Below are 19,123 nucleotides of genomic sequence, written 5' to 3' on the forward strand. Positions count from 1 at the left end.
TGGCTTGTTTGACGTCTATTTCTGCCATCACTTTTTACGGACCTTCGACGTGAATAGCCCTGACTACGGCGCATAATGTGTCCACTATGTCCCCGCACAGGTGTCAACCATGTGTCCGGTCCGTACAGGCTTTTCCAAAGTGAGCCGCCGTAAGGGCGGAACCCATAGCCGCCGTGACCACAGCAACGGATATGTACTCATTCCAACCCCAGCAAATGGTCGGCCCAGAGGCCGCCATCAGGTGCAAGTCGAATCATCGCACCGCCCCTCCCACATTGGACCTTCAGCGTGCCAGGGAGGCTGGCGGTGCAACCACATCACCCGCAATCACCACCGCCTCATCATCCAGATACACATCGCAGTTGCGCAGCGGAATATCCATATGACACGGCGTCTTGCGCGTGCCGCCCACTTCGGTATTCGGCCCGGTGGAGAACAGGAAATTACCGTAGAACGCCCGCGCATCCATGCACATGCCGTCGTTCTTGTCGTGCAGGCCCATGGCCGTCCACTGCGCCCGTGGCTGCAGGCCCCAGCCGATATGGGAAATGCCGTACACCTCGGGATCATTGAAGTACTTCATGTAGTCACGCAGGTACTCGGCCTCGAAGCCGCCGTGGATCCCGGTGATAAAGCCCTTCTCGATCTCCAGGGTGATCTTCTCGCGGGTATAGGTCTTGAACGGCAACAGGATGTCGCCGATATCCAGCACCAGCACGCCCTCGGCGGTTTCTTCATTGGGCCAGGAGAACAGGAAACCGCTCGGCCAATGGTCCCAGCGCCCCGGCTCATCGGCAAAGCCGTACTCGGTCACCGACGGGTATTGCCCCAAGGCGGCGCGGAAGTCGCTGCCGGCGCGGGACTTCACCTGGATCGAACGCGCCTTCTTCAGTAGCTGTTCGGCGGCCAGCACACGCACTTTGTCTGCCTCGGTGGGCAGCATGCGCGCCAGCACTTCCGGCGGCTCCACCGCCAACAGGATGCGCGTGCCGGTCTTGAGGATCTGCTCCTGCTCCGGCGAGTGCAGCAGCATCATCGTGTCGACGATCAGGTCGGCGGCCTCCAGGGCGCGCTGGGCGGCGATATTGCCGGTGAGCGCGGTGTCGCCGCAGTAGGCGGTCATGTCATTACCCATCGCCCGTGGATGGTTGAATGACGGCAGCTCCACCGCATACACCTTGGCCCCCAGGCGCTGCGCCGCATCCATCGCGGCGCGCACGGTGCGCGGGTCGGAGTAATGGCTCTTGAGCACGGCAACGCTCTGGGTCGGGTCGACCTTCGACAGCGTCAGCACGTGTTCAAACATCTGGGTCAGTTCGCAATCGCTTACCGGCATTTTCCTGTCTCCTGTGGGGCTGCACCACGTTCAGGCATCGCGCTTCACGCTGGTGCATTTATATAGCGTATACGCCAATTAATATCGATAAGACCTGAATTAAAGACGGACTGCAAGCATCGCACCAAAACGTTACCTTTCCACACATACCCAACAGATACTGGGCAAAATACAGTACAGATGACAAAACAAGCCAAAAAATAAATTTATGAGCACAGACTTCCCATTTGAAAATATGAGCGTATACACTTTAAAAACCTTGCGGACAGACGCCGCCGAAAATCAACAGGACAGAGGACAACGCCCCATGGGAAGCACACAAAAAATCGCCATCGTCGGTGCCGGACTGGGCGGCGCGGCGGCGGCCACCCTGTTGCAGCAAGCCGGCTTCGACGTGGACATCTACGAGCAGGCGCCGGAGTTCTCCCGGCTGGGCGCGGGGATCCACATGGGTCCCAACATCATGAAAATCTTCCGGCGCATGGGCATCGAAAAGCAGCTGGACCTGATGGGCTCGCACCCCGAGCACTGGTTCAGCCGTTGCGGCGAAAGCGGTGAATACCTCGCGCGCATCCCGCTCACCGGCTACGGCGCGTCCTACATCACCGTGCACCGTGGCGACCTGCATGCCCTGCAGATGTCCACCCTCAAGCCCGGCACCCTGCACTTCAACAAGCGCCTGGAAACCCTCGAGGAAACCGACACCCAGGTGCGCCTGACCTTCGCCGACGGCGAAGTGACCTACGCCGACATCGTGATCGGCGCCGACGGCATCAATTCGAAGATCCGCGAGGAACTGCTCGGCGTGGAGAAACCGCTGTACAGCGGCTGGGTCGCGCATCGCGCACTGATCCGTGGCGACCAACTGGCCAAGTACGATTTGAAGTTCGAGGACTGCATCAAGTGGTGGACCGAGGACCGCCATATGATGGTCTACTACACCACCGGCAAGCGCGACGAGTACTACTACGTGACCGGCGTGCCCCATGCCGAATGGGACTTCCAGGGTGCGTTCGTCGACAGTAGCCGTGAAGAGATGTTCGACGCCTTCAAGGGCTACCACCCCACCGTGCAGGCGCTGATCGAGTCCACCGAAAGCGTGACCAAGTGGCCGTTGCGCAACCGCAACCCGTTGCCGCTGTGGAGCCGTGGCCGCCTGGTGCTGCTGGGCGATGCCTGCCACCCGATGAAGCCGCACATGGCCCAGGGCGCCGGCATGGCCATCGAAGACGCCGCCATGCTCACCCGCTGTCTGCAGGAAACCGGCATCAGCGACTACCGCACCGCCTTTGAACTCTACGAAGCCAACCGCAAGGAGCGCGCGTCCCGCGTGCAGGCGGTGTCCAACGCCAATACCTGGCTGCGCACCCAGGAAGACCCGGCCTGGGTGTATGGCTATGACCTCTACGCCCAGGCATTGAAATCGGGGGTGGCCGCGTGAGCACTTTTCTCTACGGCGGCAACGTGCAGGCCAATGGCATTCGCCAGCATTACCTGCGCTACGGCGGCAAAGGCCCGGCGCTGATCCTGATCCCGGGCATCACCAGCCCGGCAATCACCTGGGGCTTCGTGGCCGAACGCCTGGGCACGCAGTTCGATACCTACGTGCTGGATGTGCGCGGGCGCGGGCTTTCATCCACGGGTCCGGAGCTGGATTACAGCGCGGACACCTGCGCCGAGGACATTGGCGCGTTCGCCGACGCACTCAACCTGAGCAGCTACCACCTGGTCGGGCATTCCATGGGCGCGCGTTTTGCCGTGCGCAGCGCGGTCAAGCATCCCAACGGTGTCAATCGCGTGGTGTTGATCGACCCACCCGTGTCCGGCCCAGGCCGTCGTGAGTACCCGAGCAAGCTGCCGTGGTACGTCGACTCGATCCGCCAGTCGCTGGTCGGCATGGATGCACAGGCGATGCGCGCCTTCTGCGCCACCTGGACCGAAGAACAACTGCAACTGCGCGCCGAATGGCTGCACACCTGCTTTGAGCCCGCCATCGTGCGCGCCTTCGATGACTTCCACACGGTGAACTTCCACCACGACCTGCCCCACCTCAAGGCCCCTGCCCTGTTGATGGTGGCCGGACGTGGCGGCGTGATCCTCGACGAGGACATCGCCGAGATCCAGGACCTGCAACCGCGCATCCAGGTCGCACGCGTACCGAATGCCGGGCACATGATTCCATGGGATGACCTTGAAGGCTTCTTCGAAGCCCTCGGCGACTTCCTCACCCAACAATAAGGACACTCCCATGCACAAGCCCTACCGCATCGGCCAGATTGTGCCGAGCTCCAACACCACCATGGAGACCGAGATCCCGGCGATGCTCACCGCACGCCAGGCGATCCGTCCCGAGCGCTTTACCTTCCATTCCAGCCGCATGCGCATGAAGCAGGTGCGCCAGGAAGAACTGGCGGCCATGGACGGCGAATCCGACCGTTGCGCCGTCGAGCTGTCCGACGCCAAGGTCGACGTGCTGGGTTATGCGTGCCTGGTGGCGATCATGGCCATGGGCTTGGGTTACCACCGCACGTCCGAACAACGCCTGCGCAAGGCCACCGCCGATAACGACGCCAACGCCCCGGTGATCACCAGCGCCGGTGCGCTGATCGAAGGCCTGAAGGTGATGGGCGCCAAACGCATCGCGATTGTCGCGCCGTACATGAAGCCGCTGACCGAACTGGTGGTGAACTACATCCGCGAAGAAGGCTTCGAGGTGGTGGACTGGCGCGCGCTGGAGATCCCCGACAACCTCGAAGTGGCCCGTCACGACCCGGCCAACCTGCCGGCCATCGTCGCCGGCATGAACCTGCAAGACGTCGACGTGATCGTGTTATCGGCGTGCGTGCAGATGCAGTCGCTGCCGGTGGTCGCCAAGGTCGAGGCACAAACCGGCAAACCGGTGCTCACCGCCGCCATCGCCACCACCTACGCCATGCTCAAGGCCCTGGACCTGGAACCCATCGTTCCCGGTGCGGGCGCCCTGCTCTCCGGTGCCTACTAAGGGAATTGAACAGATGAGCGAACAATCCGCCGACGCCAACTACCAGGGCGTGTGGGGCAACCGCATCGGCTTCGGCAAGAAACCCGCACTGCTGATGATCGACTTCATGCAGGGCTACACCACCGAAGGCGCGCCGCTATATGCCCCCGAAGTGGTGATCGCCGTGGCTGAAAGCGTCGAACTGTTGGCCACGGCACGCCAGCACGGGATTGCGGTGGTGCACACCAATATCCGCTACCATCCCGGCCATTTCGCCGATGGCGGTATCTGGGTGAAAAAAGCCCCGGTGATGAAGGACATGGTCGAAGGCAACCCGCTGGCGGCGTTCTGCGCAGAGGTGCTGCCCCGGGCCGATGAAGTGGTGATCAGCAAACAGTACGCCAGCGCGTTTTTCGGCAGCAGCCTGGCCTCGATGCTGCATGCCCAGGGCATCGACACCGTGGTACTCGCTGGCTGCTCCACCAGCGGCTGCATTCGTGCGACGGCGGTGGACGCGGTGCAACACGGGTTTCGCACCATCGTCGTGCGCGAGTGCGTCGGTGATCGACACCCGGCGCCCCATGAAGCCAACCTGTTCGACATCGACAGCAAGTACGGCGACGTGGTGAGCAAACAGGAGGCGATGAGCAAGTTCAGGGAGCAATAAGGTTTAAGAAGAACCGCGCCATAGAGCGTGGCCCGCGCCTACAACAACTGCCGGCTGTATAAAAACCATAAGTCACCGCCAGGAGACACCCAATGCCCATTGCGAATGCAGCGCCCGCGACCACGGTCGCCGACCCGGTCAACACGCTTTACCACAAGATCACCTGGAAGCTGATTCCCTTCCTGTGCTTCTGCTATCTGGCCGCTTACCTCGACCGGATCAACATCGGCTTCGCCAAGCTGCAGATGCTCGACCAGTTGCAGTTCAGCGAAACCGCGTTCGGCCTCGGCGCCGGGCTGTTCTTTGTCGGCTATATCCTCTTTGAAGTCCCCAGCAACCTGGTCCTGGAACGGGTCGGCGCGAAGATCTGGATCGCGCGCATCATGATCACCTGGGGCCTGCTGTCGGCCTGCACCATGCTGGTCACCTCCACGACCCAGTTCTACATCCTGCGCTTTTTGCTCGGCGCCGCCGAAGCCGGATTCCTGCCGGGCGTGCTGTACTACCTGACCACCTGGTTTCCCACCCATCGGCGCGGGCGCATCATTGCGCTGTTCATGATCGGCCTGCCGCTGTCCAGCGTGATCGGCGGCCCGTTGTCCGGCTGGATCATGGGCCACTTCGACCACATCGGCGGCCTGCGCGGCTGGCAATGGCTGTTCCTGATCGAAGCGGTGCCCAGCGTATTGCTCGGCGTGCTGACTTTCTGGGCGCTGCCCAACACCTACCAGCAAGCCAAATGGTTGTCGGACGAAGAAAAGGCCTTGCTCGAAACCGAACTGCGCAAAGACGACGCCGATGGCGCCGGCAGCAAGCACAGCTTCCGCGACGGCTTCTTCAACCTCAAGGTGTGGATGCTCGGCGGTATCGACTTCTCGATCCTGCTCAGCGCCTACGCCATGGGCTTCTGGATGCCGACGTTCATCCGCAACGCCGGGGTCACCGACACTTTCCATATCGGCATCCTCACCGCACTGCCGAGCGTCGCCGCGCTGCTGGGCATGCTCTTGATCGGCGCCAGCTCCGACAAACACCGCGAACGCCGCTGGCACATCATCGTGCCGTTTTTCATCGGCGCGGCGGCGATGGCCACCAGCACCTTCTTCACCCATAACGTCGCGGCCACGGTGGCGCTGTTCGCGATTGCCTCGGCGGCGATCATCGGCGCAGTGCCGGTGTTCTTCAGCCTGCCGGCGACCTTTCTCAAAGGCACCGCCGCCGCCACCGGCTTTGCCCTCGCGTGCTCACTGGCGAATATCGCCGGCCTGGTAAGCAACTCGTTGATGGGGGTGGCAATCGACGTCACCGGCAGCAGCGCTGGTGCATTGTGGTTCTTTGCCGGCTGCCTGATCCTCAGCAGCTTCCTGGTCATCGCCTTGCCGGCGAAACTGGTGAATCGCTGACAACCAGCACCGGATCGCTTCCGTCTTGCGCGGGAGCGGTCAGCTTCAATAGGCCACTAACTCTTTTCTGTCGATCAGAAGGTCCTGCCTGATGGGCAGTATGGGCGGGTGTAGATCGTTCACCATAAAGTTGGCAAGGTATAGAAACGGTAATACGCTTCTGCATGAGTAGCGCCCCGAAGGGCGCTGTCGGAAATGCAGTGTGACCGAATGTCGGCAGTACTCCTCAAAACACCAGAGTTCAGACTCGGGGGTTGTAGATTACACGTCGATCCGCACTCTATTTTTCGTAGCCGCATTCTATTTCTAAACATTATTTATCGTATAGTAAGTTATCGGAAAAGTTATCGGATCTCGAGGAGCACTAGTGGTAGTGTCACGAAATAGGATTTCCAATGAAATTGACAGAGTCGCACCATGGGGGCAACTCTTCAGCCAAGCTACGGCTTCAGCAGAAACATTGGTAGAAACTCCACTAGAAGAGCTAAAAGTTTTATCCGATATGACGTTTAGATCGCGGGGAACTACGTCATCACAATGAAGGGTCACCCACACCCGATCGGTAGTACGTCTGAATGGCCACGGCGCGACTGTAAGGGTATAGATGTTCCGTCTGGTGTTGAGTATTCCATTATGAACAACACTATTTATCAACGCCCTTGGTAACTTACTTCCAGATAGTCGCATCATCGTCACCGTTAACAAGTAGGATGGCTCAACTTTACCATCCCGTGTCCTGTCGTACTTCAAAGTAAAGGTTTTATCGACATTTGCAATGTTGGCCGCAATTGCTGTTGAAGGAATATCAAAAGTAACCACGCCATTGGCGCGCCCAGGCTTGATTTTTATGGTCGGTGTCCCCTCACCAGGAGTCCCTTGCATCCTGAGGTGGATAGCATCGGTCAAAAACATCGGGGAGTATCTGACTTCCACTTGAGCGCCGGATCGAGCATTCATTGGGTCCAACGTTACGAACGCCCCACTGCCGATTGCTTGGATCAACGTGGGCACAGGCAATCCGAGCGGCAAAGTATTGACCGTGTACTCAACCATCGGAAAAGTAATGGCCTGGGACTCCACCTTGCTACGACTCACCGCTGCCTTAAACTCTATTCTCAACTTAGTGCCATGACCCAACCCATCCAGGTAAGTACGTGGGATTGTGGCTTCGATTTGCCCGGAAGAGACCCAGTTCACATTGACCGCCGACCACCCTGCCCCGTTGTACACCAAATGATCATGGACGACGTTACCGGCGGTTCTTCCCAGCAGCCTCAACCAGACCGGGTACGGCGTGGTTATAAACGGCCAGACTCCAACACGGGTTGTGGCATCGCCGGTAAGCGCGCTCAGGTCCAGTATTTTGGTCGTGGCATCGGCCTGGTTGATCTGCAGAACCGTCTTGGCCAATTCTTCCAGCGCAAGCGGTTTCACGGTCACCGTCAACGTGCCCGAGGTCTTTGGCACGCTGTAGCGAGTCACCACGTAGTTAAATTTCACGGTGGTGGCAACATTACGGATATTGGCGTGGATCGCCGCCTTGCTGATATCGAACTCTACCTTCTGCAACGCTTCATTACCGGGCTTGGCCGGTATATCCGGCGACCCGCCATCACCTGCGCCGGCCATGGTGACTTTGATGGAGTCGCTGCCACGCATGCCAACGTAGCTCACCACCAGCTTGGTGCCGAGCTGCACCTTGAGCGGTTCCAGATCGGCGGTATCCGGGCCGGTCACCTGTGCTTCGAGCAAGGTCGGCGCAGGTAAATCGCCCAAACCACGACTGATCAACACCTCCGTGATCAGTGAGTAACGCGGCGGCTCATCACCACGGAGCAAGGTATAAAAGACCGTCACCGATTCATTCAGGTTGTTGGTCACGTAGTGGCTTTCAATGGAGTGCTCGGTGGTAGCACCGTCTACGGACACTTGCACCGCAACTTCAGTATGGGCATGCGCACCGATCCAATACATCCGGATCCAGTCCGCCCGTTTTGTTTGCGTGAACGGCGCAAACACCTTCGCATGGGTGCCGATGTCATCGGGATTCAACTGACCGCTGATCGCCTTCTCGATGATCGGAGCAGGCATCGTGCGCTGAAGCTGGCCGACGATAACCTGAAACCGCTGGGATTCCTGCGGCCGGTTGCCAGGGCGCGTGTGTGCGTAGAACACTTCCACGAGGTGGCCGTCAAAGCGCACCAGTTCGTCGGGGTAGACGATGAACAACATGTCCCCACCGGGCGTCGGCGCAATATCGTCGACTTCGCGACCCACCCGGTGCTCAATGGTGTTATCGGGGCTGCTCGCGCGGAAAATCACTTCCAGATAGCCGTTCGCCGGCCAGCTGCCTTGCAAGGGGAAGCGCACGGTCGCCGCGACATCCGGTTCAATGTGGCCGCCCAGGTCCTCGTCAATGGTCGGCGCTGGCCATCTGACGAGCTCGCCGACAATGTCCAGGTAGAGCTTTTGGGAAGGGTGCTCAATGGCGCCCTTCTGAAACAGCACATGCACGCTCGCGTTGCCGTTGGCAATCGCGGCGACCAACGCATTGGGGATCTCGAATGTCTGGACGCCCGGTGCATTCAACGCTCGGGCGATTATATGGGGGATGGAATTACCCTCGCTGTCCGTACCGGCCCAGATCAGGGTCAGTTGCGAATACGCGGCAACCTCTGCGCTGGTGATCCAGCATTGGATTAACACATCAGAGCTGACCAGGCCGGCCAGGTTGATGACCTTGCCCGTTTTCGGAAACTCCAGCCACGGCGCCTCCGGGCGGACCTCATTCAGGTGCACATCAATAAACGACGACGCCGACCAGCGTGCCCGCTCATCCGGGAGGTTGCCGCCTGCGTCCCTGACCTGGTAAGCCACCCGCGTAAGCCGGTTGTTGCCCGCAGCGCTGATGGTGGCGTAGTCGACAGTCAACGTAATATCGCGACCCACCTCGCCGGGCTGCACGCGATGCTCCACGCGCTGGGAACCCCAGACCAGCAGGATCAAGTCATAGGCTCCCATGTGCAACCAGTGGCGGATGATAATCCTCACACCCACCAGCGCCGCCGCTTCGCTGACACCGTTGAACAGAATCTCCGGCGGAACGACATACACCAACCGTTGGTGCCCCTCGGTATCACCATCCGGGTCAACCCCGCCGGGGCGATTCAGGCGCACCCGCAGATTAAGCTCTTCGGTAAACGATTCATTGCCACTGCGACGCCGCAGTTTGCCGAACACCGGGCCGGTCCAAAACTCGACGATACGCCCCACAGGAAGCCTCAAGGGGATGCGGGCCAGGTTTTCTTCACCCTCGCGAATCGGCGTAGAAGTCACCGCTACGTTTCGGTCGCCCCAGTAAAGCAAGGCGACACTCCCGGCAGCCACACCGCCGGCAGGGGCGATCAGATAAACGATCAAATCCCTTTCGGTATGCCTAAGGCCCATGCCGCCGTGCCCGCCCTCGGTATCACCTTCGATAGACGGTTCCAGAAGCGGGACGTCGATGGGCGGTAACAGTGGACCTGAAGTTTTTTTCTTGGCCATGGCGACAGTCCTTAGGGCAGTCCACAGAAGGTTTACCCCTATCAAACGCCCGAAGCGGTTGATTGGCTACTGTCAGAATTAACAGGTGGTGACGAATGGCTTTCGATTGTTGTGTGGCGGGCACGCCCTCAGTCACGGTCTGTCGGCACCTGTTAATTCTGACAGTAGCCAAGGGACGGACTCAGGTGTCTTATGACTTAAAAAACACGGGCCACCAGTGAAACGTTGTCATCCAGGAGAGCGATCATGCCAGCCAAAAAACCATCAGCCTCAAGCACGCCGGCCAAAAAGAAGCCTGGCGCAAAACCCAAGGCTCCCACCAAACCCAAGGCTCCCGCCTCGCTGCCATACGTCCTGGAGCTGGAAGAAAAAGACAATCCAAAGAACCTGGACCGGTTATACATCCCTGGCATGAGTGAGAATGTTGAAGGCTACGATGCGGGGATCGCGAAATGGTTGTTTGTCTCTGACCTTACGATACAGGTAGACAAAAATTGGCCGGCAAGAGTGGGCGATGTCATCAACGTCGGAAGGCTGCTCGATAGCGGAGCGGTGGAGGTTCTGGCCAGAAAGACGCTTGCTGCGGGCGAAGAAAATCATAATGTTTACTTCTTTGGGGTGGCGCAGAAATTCCTTCCCGACGGGCCCCATGCGCTGGTGTATGTCGTTCACTACGGCGGGGGGCCGGATCGCGATCGGTCTTACCCACTACGGGTCATGGTCAAAACGGATTTACCGGCGGGTGAAGACGATGATCAGATCGGGGATGGGCATTCAGCCCTGAAGTTCAGCCTGTCTGAAACGGTGATTGTCCCGGGCAATGCCTCCAGAGGGGTGACAGTCACCCTCGATCCCTACCCGAATGCGTATTCAAGCGATACCTGCATTCTCCATTGGGGTTTGAGCATCATGACCGCCCTAGTCATCGATCCTCTCAGGCCGACCGTCATTCCCGTGACTTACCAGGACATTATTCAAGCCGGCGACAGTGATCGCCTGAACGTGTGGCTGGAGGTCCTCGATCTGGTGGGGAACATCTCTACCCCGGGTTCGGCGAGCGTGCCGGTGTCAGTCAATCTGGACGTGACCAAATACGATGGTCCTGCACTCGTGAACGCCGGGCCGGTTGGCTACGTCGATCTGGAAATGCTCAATGAGAAGCCCCTGGAAGTACAGATGTTCACCCCCGCCGAGGTCGGGCGCAGTGGGGATATGTACGATGTGATGCTCCGCGCCTACCCGCCCAAAGGCGGCGTGATCGTGGTGCACCGGTTTGTCCCTATCGAAACGCCCGGCAGGCCGCATTCAGCAAGCTTCGACTACCTTGATGTGCGTGCCGCCGCTGGCGGTCATATAGAAGTCAGTTTTGTCTTGAGAAGGACCACCGAGCCTTTAGAGATCTATTCCAAGAAAACCACCGCCATCGTCAGAGGCAGCATTGTTCGCCTGGAAGCCCCCGAGGTCGAGGGCTACCCCAGCGATTACATTGGCGATGATCCGGAGCACGTGATTGTCGATATTCCCTATTACGCGTGGCGCCGCCCAACTGACGAGATTTCGCTGATCCTGCGCTATGTGAAGTCGTTGAACGAGGTCATCGTGCATATTGAGACTCGCGTCGTCGGCCCCTCCTGGCCGGCAGGTGCCCCGGTCAAACGCCTGATCTACCGCGAGCAGTTACAACGGTTCAAAGGCTATCGACCGGAACTGTATTACGTGATTTCGGGGACGAACTTCACCCGCGCACGCGCGGTGGACCTGAATGAATCCTTGCGGCGGGTGGTGACTATCAGTTGAATGTCCAATTAATGGCGCTAGAATCAGCGCCATTCCTGCGCCCGCCGCCCTGACACGAGCCCCCCATGAGCTTTGATTTCGACACGATCCACCCCCGCCTCGGCACCGGCAGCACCAAGTGGAACCGCTACCCGGCCGATGTGTTGCCGATGTGGATCGCCGACATGGACATCGCCGCGCCGCCCGCCGTGCTGCAGGCCCTGCACGCGCGCCTCGACCAGCAGATTCTCGGCTACAGCGTGGCCGGCCCGGATGTACGCGAGGCCATCGTGGCCGACCTGTGGGCCAAGTACGCCTGGCGCGTGCAGCCCGACGACCTGCTGTTCCTGCCCGGCGTCGAACCGGGTTTCAACATGGCGCTCCACGCCTTCGTGCAGCCCGGCCAGCCGGTGGTGCTGCAAACCCCCAACTACCGCCCGATTCGCCTGGCGCCCGGCCACTGGAACCTGCCGCGTATCGAAGTGCCGTTCGAGTTGAGCAACGCTGGATACATCACGCCAATGCCCGCCCTGCGCAAGGCCCTGAGCGGTGCCGGCGCATTGCTGCTGAGCAACCCGCACAACCCCATGGGCAAGGTCTTCCCCCGCGAGGAACTGCTGGCCGTGGCCAATGCCTGCGTGGAACAGGGCGCGTTGATCATCAGCGACGAAATCCACGCCGAGCTGTGCTTCGACGGCCGTCGCCACATCCCCACCGCCAGCCTCAGCCCTGAGATTGCCCAGCGCACCATTACGCTGATGTCGGCGAGCAAGGCCTACAACGTGGCCGGTTTGAAGACCTGCTTTGCCGTGATCCAGAACGCCGAGATTCGCGAGCGCTTCAACAACGCACGCTGCGGCATGGTCGACAGCGTCAGCCCCCTGGGCCTGGAAGCCACCCGCGCGGCCTACAGCCAGTGCGGCGCATGGCTCGACGCGCTGAAGCAATACCTGCAAGCCAACCGCGACTACCTGCTCGACGCCGTGCAAACCCGCTTGCCCGGTGTGGTGATGCATGCGCCGCAAGGCACGTTCCTGGCCTGGCTCGATTGCAGCGCCCTGGGCCTGGACGACCCGCAGCTATTCTTCCTGGAGCAGGCCAAGGTCGGCTTGAGCGCGGGTATCGAATTCGGTGATGACAGCCAGCAGTTCGTGCGCCTGAACTTCGGCTGCCCACGGGCGCTGCTTGAAGAAGGCGTGCAACGCATGGAGCGCAGCTTACAAAACAGATGAGCATGGCGGGAACCGCAGGACCAGGTTTCTACACCCAGGCTTGATGCATGCCCTTGATGGGGCAGTCGAGTTGTAGAACCTTTTGCAGAGCCCGTTATTCCATGATGCAATCAATCCGTAACATCGCCTCCGAGTATTCCTCAGGGACCTACGGCGGGGAGGCTGCCCGGGGTCAACCGAGCGACCGATCTACCCCCCTCGATCACCCAGCGCCGGGCCCCGGTTCACTGTTCAACATACCGGCGCACTCCACCCTCGGGCGGTGGTTGAAGCAACTGGACAATGCCCTGCGCACTCCCGACTTCAAGCAATGGATGAGGGCAAACGACATTTCACCGTCCAACGTCCAGTTTCATCCGGACACCCAGGCCCTGGACGTGATCATCAATGGCCAGCCCCAAACCTTCACCCTGGACGATCACTCCGGCTTTGCCGCAGTCGCCGGGCCGCTGATACAAGCGGTACAGGCCCTCGGGTTCTGGCCAGCGGCCAGCGGCACGCTGCTCAATTACCCGTTCAAACCGTACAACGTGGCCAGTGTCGAAGAGGTGTCGCAGTTCTACGGCGTGAGCCAATCCGACGCGCAGGCCGTCAGCGAAATGCTCCGAAGCCAGACGTTCCCCACGCTCCCCGGCACTGACCCTCGGCGAGGCGACGCAGCCCTGGCGGCACAACAGCGCATCGTCGGTGATATGCATGACCGGCATCAGCTCATGGAAGGCCTGGCCCGGGTGTTGATCGGCTTGCCTCCGCCGCCTGCCGCCATCCAGGCCATAGCCCGCGACTTGAGCAGCAACAGCATCAACGTGTCCGCAGGTTCCTCCTACAGCCAGGCCTATCATCACGGCGAACCCGCTCGCGCCACCCTTGCGCAACTCCTGCAGACATCAGGCAAGCAACTGCCGAAAACCACCAATGAACTCAAGCGCCTGCTGCGCGAGCTCACCGCGCTCGGGCCGCCCAACCCTAACGTGGTGCACGACAAAGCCCGGTATGAGGCCTTGATACTGGGCACATACGCGGCGTTGCCGAACGTGCGCGACGAGGCCAAAAAATGGGCGGAAGCAATCATCCTCAACCTGACCGGGTTCACGGTGGATGCCAATACGGTGTTCTTGAACCGCTTTGGAAACGCGCAATCCACGACCTCGGCCACCGGTTGGGAGCACAGGGGCGAAGAGCCGATACGCTCCCAAGCCCTACCGGATGCACTGCTCAGCAATTTCAATGAACAGGACGCGCTGCCGGGTGTACTTGACCAGGATGCGGGGTTGTACAAAGTCGGCGCCGGGTACAGTCAAAAAGGCGGTTACGGCGCCCATAACCAGTTCCCGCTCGCCCCTTCGGCGCTGATGCACGAAAGCTGGAAAACCAACTTTCAACTACACATCACCGACAAACTGGAGCGTTTCTGGCAAGACCATGGTGCTGATTACCGTACCGCCCTGAAGGGTGAGTTTGTCGCCCAGGCACGCGCACAACTCAAGCACCATGAGCTGGCCTCAGCCGACGAACGTCAGCAACTGCCGGCGGAGCAACGCTTTACGGCGGATGACTATCGCCTCGTCATGGGCGCCGCCTCCAATCTGCCACTGGATAAACACAAACCCCTGACCGTCAAGCAGTTGCAGGCAACGGCGCCGGTAAAGGGCGCAGTGATAACCCATGTGTTTGACCTCAACGGTTTTCAATCAACTGACATCCTGCGTTTTAGCGGAAACGGTGGCGTACAGGTGCTCTATATCCCCGGCCACCAACCTGCGTTTCTTCGATTCGAGTCCCTTGAAAAAATGGACCAATGGGTCGCCGACCAGGGCAAGGATGCCGATAAAAGCCAGGCACTGGCGTCACATTTTTCGCTGCGGGACCGACAAGACAACGACAGCGGTTTCTGGACCGATGTGAAAATGTTCTTCACCGCCGACGACACGCCGAACAAAGGTGTCGATACCGCCTTGAAATACCTGGGCAAGGGGTATTGGGACAATATCGAAGGGACGATTATCGACAGCGCCAATGTGCGTATCCTGGGCGACGTCTTCAGCGCCATGAGGGACGCTACCCGGCAGCGCATGACCAGCGACGCGGACGTGATGATCAAATCCGACAGCGAGGTCACCCGCGACACCTGGCTGAACGACTTGACCGCCGCAGCGGGGCTCGCGGCCAAATTTGCAGTGATTGCCGAGCCGATTGTCATCGGCGCAGCCTTGGCCAGCGCGATTGCAGAGACCGTAGTGGGTCTCGAAAAAACCAAGTCAGGTGATACCCAGGCAGAACGTCAGCAAGGTGCATCCACCCTTCTGGACGGTATGCTCAACACGTTGTTTTCGGTGCTGGGTGGGGTCGGTGGCACGGAAGATGAGGCCCTCGAGCGACCGTCCACGCTGTCGCTGCGCGACGAACTATTTGCCGACGGCCAACGCGCTCAGGTCATTGACCACCCCTTAAGCGAAAGCGCCTACACACTGCCCCGCGCCAAGGGTTACGACCTGGTGGACGGTGACGGCGTGTATCGCTACCTGAACGACAAACCCGGCGAGTTGAGCGACCTGGAATCGCTCAAGGGCAACGAGCCCCTGGACACCTTCGAAGCGGTCTGCAGCGCCTCTTCGATCGGTCAGCGCGTGCGGCGTGCGGTCAGCGAGGATTGCTTCGCCAAGATCATCGCCAACCTTCCCAAGCCGGAGCAGCAGCTTCAGGCCATGGAGCATGTACGCCTATTCCCGTCCAAAGCCGGTGTCTTCAGCAAGAGCCGGCAGGTGATCTACGAAAAACGCGTGTACACCATGGCCGAAACGCAAGCGGGTTCACAGTTGATCCCGGTCGCCAATGCCAAGCGCATCATCTATAAAAACCGGGTGAGCGGCAAAATCATTGCCGACCCGGGTTTTGGCTTCTACTCAGGCGCCGCCTCGGGGAAGCTTGCGCAGCAGACACGGGTGGTCAGGCTCAATAAGATCAGCAATAGCGTCGATGATCAGCGCCAACTCAGGGCGGTTGTAGTCAATCGCGGCGCAGAGCACTACCTGGTCGTAGAGGCGGACACCGCAGAGTTCTATTACGCCCCCATGGGCAAGGCACGCACGGGCGATATCACCTTCAAAAAGTGCAGCCCCTTCGAACTGGACCTCGTGCAGGACTACCGCAAGTTCTTGAGCCGCAATCACAGCATGCAGGCGCTGGATGCCGATTTGGTCGCACTGCCCAAGCTCAAGGGCGCTTACGAACTGCTGCGTGCATCAGGCTACACAGAGGCCGATATTGACGCGCTGAAAAAACTCTGCAAACCGCTCACCGATGAACAACAACGGGAAGTGGTCTACCAACTGCAGCGGGCCCGCGCCATTACCCCGCCCGATGTGGCGCTGCGCCCCCAGCGTGTGACAGCCCTTGAAAAACCCTCGGACTTCTCAAGCTGGCCTGCCAGGCAGCAGAACCAGTTTTACGCCGAGAACGCCAAGCACAATGTAAAACTGGCACTCAAGGCCACTGGGCTCGGGCCGGGCAACATGGTGCGCTCGGCGGGCGACCTGGCCAGGGGGGACGCGGCTTCGATGACGCTCGGCTGGCTCCGTCGCACCGCCGACTTACGCGCGCCGAATGCCGCCAACCTGGTCATGAAATCCGGCGCCGGCAATTGCGGTGAAATGGCCCTGCTGTCCAGGGACATCGTGCGCAGGAGTGGCGGCCTGGCGCACGAATGGGGCGCCGGCACCCAGCATTCATTCACGGTGATTGGTGGGCCTTCAGGCCTGGCCGAAACGAGCATCGATTTCTCCGGACCTGCCTGGGCAGACGCCTGGATCGTCGACCCCTGGGCTGATATCGCTTGCCCCGCATCGGACTACATACGGCAGTTGAAAGCCACGATGAGCAAATGGGAGGCCGCCGGCTGGAAAATCCGCGAGGGCAACCAAGCCGATATGAGCCCCTTGGACCCCGACTGGATGGACACCCTCATCAAAGAGCCTAAGCGCCGTTACCTATCCGACACTGAAACTACTCCCGCCGAACGGGTCGTGCCCCGCCTGCCCAGGAGGCCCGCCGAGGCCACTGTCCATGTCGCCATGGGCGAATCGACAACACTCGCCAAAAGCAACGAGGCGCTGTCGACACGGAACCTGTCCGACTGTTCGGCGCTGGCGGTACTCACCGACTGGAACGGCAGCACCTACCAGACCCGCACGCTGATGCACCTGACCGGCAGTAACCTGGAGCTGGGCTTGCGAGGCAATACCCAGGAACTGCTGGAGACCTTACGAACCTCATTGGAAAAAGGTGGACGCGTGATCTGGGTGGGAGGTGTCAACAGCCAATCCATCCAAGGGATGGCGACTGTCATTGGACAAGAGTTCCAAGGGCAACAGCCCCTGAGAAACCTACTCAAGGAGCGGCCCGGTGTGACTGTGACAATTGCCGGCTCGGCAGGTGTGACGGTCAAAGCCGACGGCAGCTTCGAGCTGATCCCGGAGACGGGCAAGGGCGTGTTCAGTACCGAAACGATCCGGCAGATCTTCGACCGTATCGACTGAGCCGGGCAGCCGCCCCCGAACGCTGTTCGGGGGCACTCATTTACAGCTTGGCGATGGACACTTCGGTGGACTTCACGAAGGCAATCACTTCGCTGCCGACTTTCAATTCCAAGTCACGCACCGAGCGGGTGGTGATCACCGAGGTGACGATGCCTGAAGCAGTTTGCACGTCGATTTCCGACACCACTTCTCCTAGCAGAATGTCCTTGATCACGCCCTTGAACTGGTTGCGCACGTTGATCGCTTTAATGGTCATGTCGGTTTTCCTTTTGGCTGTTGGGTCAATCCGCACGAATGCGCAGGCCCTCAAAGTGCGCCCTGGGCAAAAAAATTAAAAGGAATATATAACTCTTTATTTATTCCATAAAAACATATGCGAACTGTTGCCAGACGAACAGCCGATCAACAATTTGCTCCCCCCGTAGCAGCTGCCGAGCGCAAGCGAGGCTGCGTTGGCCGCAACTCGAGCCTGAATCTGCAGCGCGCCTGACGCAGCCTCGCTTGCGCTCCGCAGCTGCTACGGATTCGGATAAGGCGATATCTACGCGGGGTAGCGGTGGCCTTGGCATAGAGACTGCATATTCCTGTAAAGCATGATGGAGCATGCTGAATCAGTTTTCTGAATATAAGAAAAGCCTTCTCCCCATGCCTTGCCCGGAGCTGTTCCATGAAACCCTTCACCCAGCGTTTACTCGGCGCCTGCGCCCTCGTCCTGTGCCTGCAATCGCAGGCATATGCCGCCGAAACCGATCCCGCCAACGTCAACCTTGACTACGCCTACTACTCGCCGGTCAGCCTGGTGCTCAAGCACTTCGGCTGGCTGGAGCAGGCCCTGCCCAACAGCAAGGTCGGCTGGGTACTGAGCCAGGGCAGCAATCGGTCTCTGGAATATCTCAACAGCGGCGGCGTGGATTTCGCTTCGTCCGCCAGCTTGTCCGCCGTGTTGAGCCGGGCCAACGGCAGCCCGATCAAATCGGTGTACGTCTACAGCCGCGCCGAATGGACGGCCCTGGTGGTGCGCAAGGACTCACCACTCAACAGCGTCAACGACCTGAAGGGCAAGAAAATCGCTGCCACCAAAGGCACCGACCCGTACCTGTTCACCCTGCGCAGCCTGCAACAGGCCGGGCTGAAAAAAGACGATGTGGAACTGGTGCACTTGCAACACCCCGACGGCCGCACTGCCCTGGAAAAAAGTGACGTGGACGCCTGGGCCGGTCTCGACCCGCACATGGCCGCCAGTCAAATCCAGGCCGGTTCGCGCCTGCTGTACCGCAACAAAGACTTCAACAGCTATGGCGTGGTGAGCGTTACCGAGACGTTCGCCAAGGCGCACCCGCAAACCATCACCAAGGTGTTGGGCGCTTATGAAAAAGCGCGTGACTGGGCAGTGAAGCACCCGGATGAATTCGCCAAGTTGCTGGCCGACGAATCCGGCCTGCCGCTGGAAGTCGCCAAGCTGCAATTGTCGCGCACCGACCTGAGCACGCCGTGGTTGAGCGCCAAGGATGTGCAGTCGTCCAAGGCCGCGGCGCCGATCCTGGTGTCCGAGGAATTGATACGCCGTGGGGTGAATGTGGACCAGGTGATCGATCAACTGATCGACCCTTCGTTTGGCCAAACCCTGCCGCAGCAGTAAGGGGCATGT

Annotated in this window: 12 protein-coding genes; 9 read left to right on the forward strand and 3 right to left on the reverse strand. The window is 59.9% G+C overall.

Features of this window, described 5'->3' with window-relative positions; all coding sequences use genetic code 11:
• Positions 1 to 283: 283 nt before the first annotated feature.
• Entirely contained in the window at positions 284 to 1,336 is a 1,053-nt protein-coding gene (locus tag AB1462_RS27965) for a 2,5-dihydroxypyridine 5,6-dioxygenase (protein ID WP_090404873.1), read from the reverse strand.
• A gap of 307 nt (positions 1,337 to 1,643) precedes the next feature.
• On the opposite strand from AB1462_RS27965, the gene AB1462_RS27970 reads away from it, so the two are divergent.
• The 5 genes from AB1462_RS27970 to AB1462_RS27990 all read left to right on the forward strand — a co-directional run bounded on the left by AB1462_RS27970 (position 1,644) and on the right by AB1462_RS27990 (position 6,386).
• Positions 1,644 to 2,777, forward strand: coding sequence for an FAD-dependent monooxygenase (locus tag AB1462_RS27970; RefSeq protein WP_090404876.1), 1,134 nt, complete (start codon positions 1,644 to 1,646; stop codon positions 2,775 to 2,777).
• The gene (locus tag AB1462_RS27975; RefSeq protein WP_367248538.1) at positions 2,774 to 3,574 is read left to right on the forward strand and encodes an alpha/beta fold hydrolase; all 801 of its coding nucleotides are present in this window, start codon (positions 2,774 to 2,776) and stop codon (positions 3,572 to 3,574) included. The genes AB1462_RS27970 and AB1462_RS27975 overlap by 4 nt, the downstream gene beginning before the upstream one ends.
• Positions 3,575 to 3,584: 10 nt before the next feature.
• Positions 3,585 to 4,337 carry an Asp/Glu racemase gene (locus tag AB1462_RS27980; protein WP_259194952.1) on the forward strand — a complete coding sequence of 251 codons (753 nt, stop codon included), beginning with the start codon at positions 3,585 to 3,587 and terminating at the stop codon, positions 4,335 to 4,337.
• Positions 4,338 to 4,350: 13 nt separating this feature from the next.
• Positions 4,351 to 4,983, forward strand: a complete 633-nt coding sequence (locus AB1462_RS27985) for an N-carbamoylsarcosine amidohydrolase (protein WP_090404884.1) — start codon at positions 4,351 to 4,353, stop codon at positions 4,981 to 4,983.
• A 92-nt stretch (positions 4,984 to 5,075) separates the two neighbouring features.
• Positions 5,076 to 6,386 (forward strand): MFS transporter, encoded by a 1,311-nt coding sequence (locus AB1462_RS27990; RefSeq protein ID WP_090404887.1) that lies wholly within the window; start codon positions 5,076 to 5,078, stop codon positions 6,384 to 6,386.
• A gap of 306 nt (positions 6,387 to 6,692) precedes the next feature.
• Here AB1462_RS27990 and AB1462_RS27995 read toward each other — a convergent pair whose 3' ends face one another.
• Positions 6,693 to 9,932, reverse strand: coding sequence for a hypothetical protein (locus tag AB1462_RS27995; protein ID WP_367248541.1), 3,240 nt, complete (start codon positions 9,930 to 9,932; stop codon positions 6,693 to 6,695).
• Positions 9,933 to 10,178: 246 nt separating this feature from the next.
• Here AB1462_RS27995 and AB1462_RS28000 point away from each other — a divergent pair, with 246 nt between their 5' ends.
• From AB1462_RS28000 to AB1462_RS28010, 3 genes are all read left to right on the forward strand, one after another.
• Positions 10,179 to 11,729 (forward strand): hypothetical protein, encoded by a 1,551-nt coding sequence (locus AB1462_RS28000; RefSeq protein WP_367248543.1) that lies wholly within the window; start codon positions 10,179 to 10,181, stop codon positions 11,727 to 11,729.
• Between the two features lie 65 nt (positions 11,730 to 11,794).
• Positions 11,795 to 12,940, forward strand: coding sequence for a MalY/PatB family protein (locus AB1462_RS28005; protein WP_367248544.1), 1,146 nt, complete (start codon positions 11,795 to 11,797; stop codon positions 12,938 to 12,940).
• A gap of 101 nt (positions 12,941 to 13,041) precedes the next feature.
• On the forward strand, positions 13,042 to 17,475 hold the full coding sequence (locus AB1462_RS28010; RefSeq protein ID WP_367248546.1) for a DUF6543 domain-containing protein: 4,434 nt from the start codon (positions 13,042 to 13,044) through the stop codon (positions 17,473 to 17,475).
• A gap of 40 nt (positions 17,476 to 17,515) precedes the next feature.
• Here AB1462_RS28010 and AB1462_RS28015 read toward each other — a convergent pair whose 3' ends face one another.
• On the reverse strand, positions 17,516 to 17,731 hold the full coding sequence (locus AB1462_RS28015) for a molybdopterin-binding protein (protein ID WP_090404900.1): 216 nt from the start codon (positions 17,729 to 17,731) through the stop codon (positions 17,516 to 17,518).
• A 411-nt stretch (positions 17,732 to 18,142) separates the two neighbouring features.
• Here AB1462_RS28015 and AB1462_RS28020 point away from each other — a divergent pair, with 411 nt between their 5' ends.
• Positions 18,143 to 19,114 (forward strand): aliphatic sulfonate ABC transporter substrate-binding protein, encoded by a 972-nt coding sequence (locus AB1462_RS28020; protein WP_367248547.1) that lies wholly within the window; start codon positions 18,143 to 18,145, stop codon positions 19,112 to 19,114.
• Positions 19,115 to 19,123: the final 9 nt, after the last annotated feature.

This window comes from Pseudomonas sp. SB113 (assembly GCF_040754745.1).
GTDB classification, from domain to species: domain Bacteria; phylum Pseudomonadota; class Gammaproteobacteria; order Pseudomonadales; family Pseudomonadaceae; genus Aquipseudomonas; species Aquipseudomonas grimontii.

Excerpts from the sequence above, each read along its gene's own strand:
- AB1462_RS28000 (WP_367248543.1), top strand. The coding sequence starts at position 10,179 with ATGCCAGCCAAAAAACCATCAGCCTCAAGCACGCCGGCCAAAAAGAAG.
- AB1462_RS28010 (WP_367248546.1), top strand. The coding sequence starts at position 13,042 with ATGATGCAATCAATCCGTAACATCGCCTCCGAGTATTCCTCAGGGACC.
- AB1462_RS28020 (WP_367248547.1), top strand. The coding sequence starts at position 18,143 with ATGAAACCCTTCACCCAGCGTTTACTCGGCGCCTGCGCCCTCGTCCTG.
- AB1462_RS27980 (WP_259194952.1), top strand. The coding sequence starts at position 3,585 with ATGCACAAGCCCTACCGCATCGGCCAGATTGTGCCGAGCTCCAACACC.
- AB1462_RS27990 (WP_090404887.1), top strand. The coding sequence starts at position 5,076 with ATGCCCATTGCGAATGCAGCGCCCGCGACCACGGTCGCCGACCCGGTC.
- AB1462_RS27995 (WP_367248541.1), bottom strand. The coding sequence starts at position 9,932 with ATGGCCAAGAAAAAAACTTCAGGTCCACTGTTACCGCCCATCGACGTC.
- AB1462_RS27965 (WP_090404873.1), bottom strand. The coding sequence starts at position 1,336 with ATGCCGGTAAGCGATTGCGAACTGACCCAGATGTTTGAACACGTGCTG.
- AB1462_RS28015 (WP_090404900.1), bottom strand. The coding sequence starts at position 17,731 with ATGACCATTAAAGCGATCAACGTGCGCAACCAGTTCAAGGGCGTGATC.
- AB1462_RS28005 (WP_367248544.1), top strand. The coding sequence starts at position 11,795 with ATGAGCTTTGATTTCGACACGATCCACCCCCGCCTCGGCACCGGCAGC.
- AB1462_RS27985 (WP_090404884.1), top strand. The coding sequence starts at position 4,351 with ATGAGCGAACAATCCGCCGACGCCAACTACCAGGGCGTGTGGGGCAAC.
- AB1462_RS27970 (WP_090404876.1), top strand. The coding sequence starts at position 1,644 with ATGGGAAGCACACAAAAAATCGCCATCGTCGGTGCCGGACTGGGCGGC.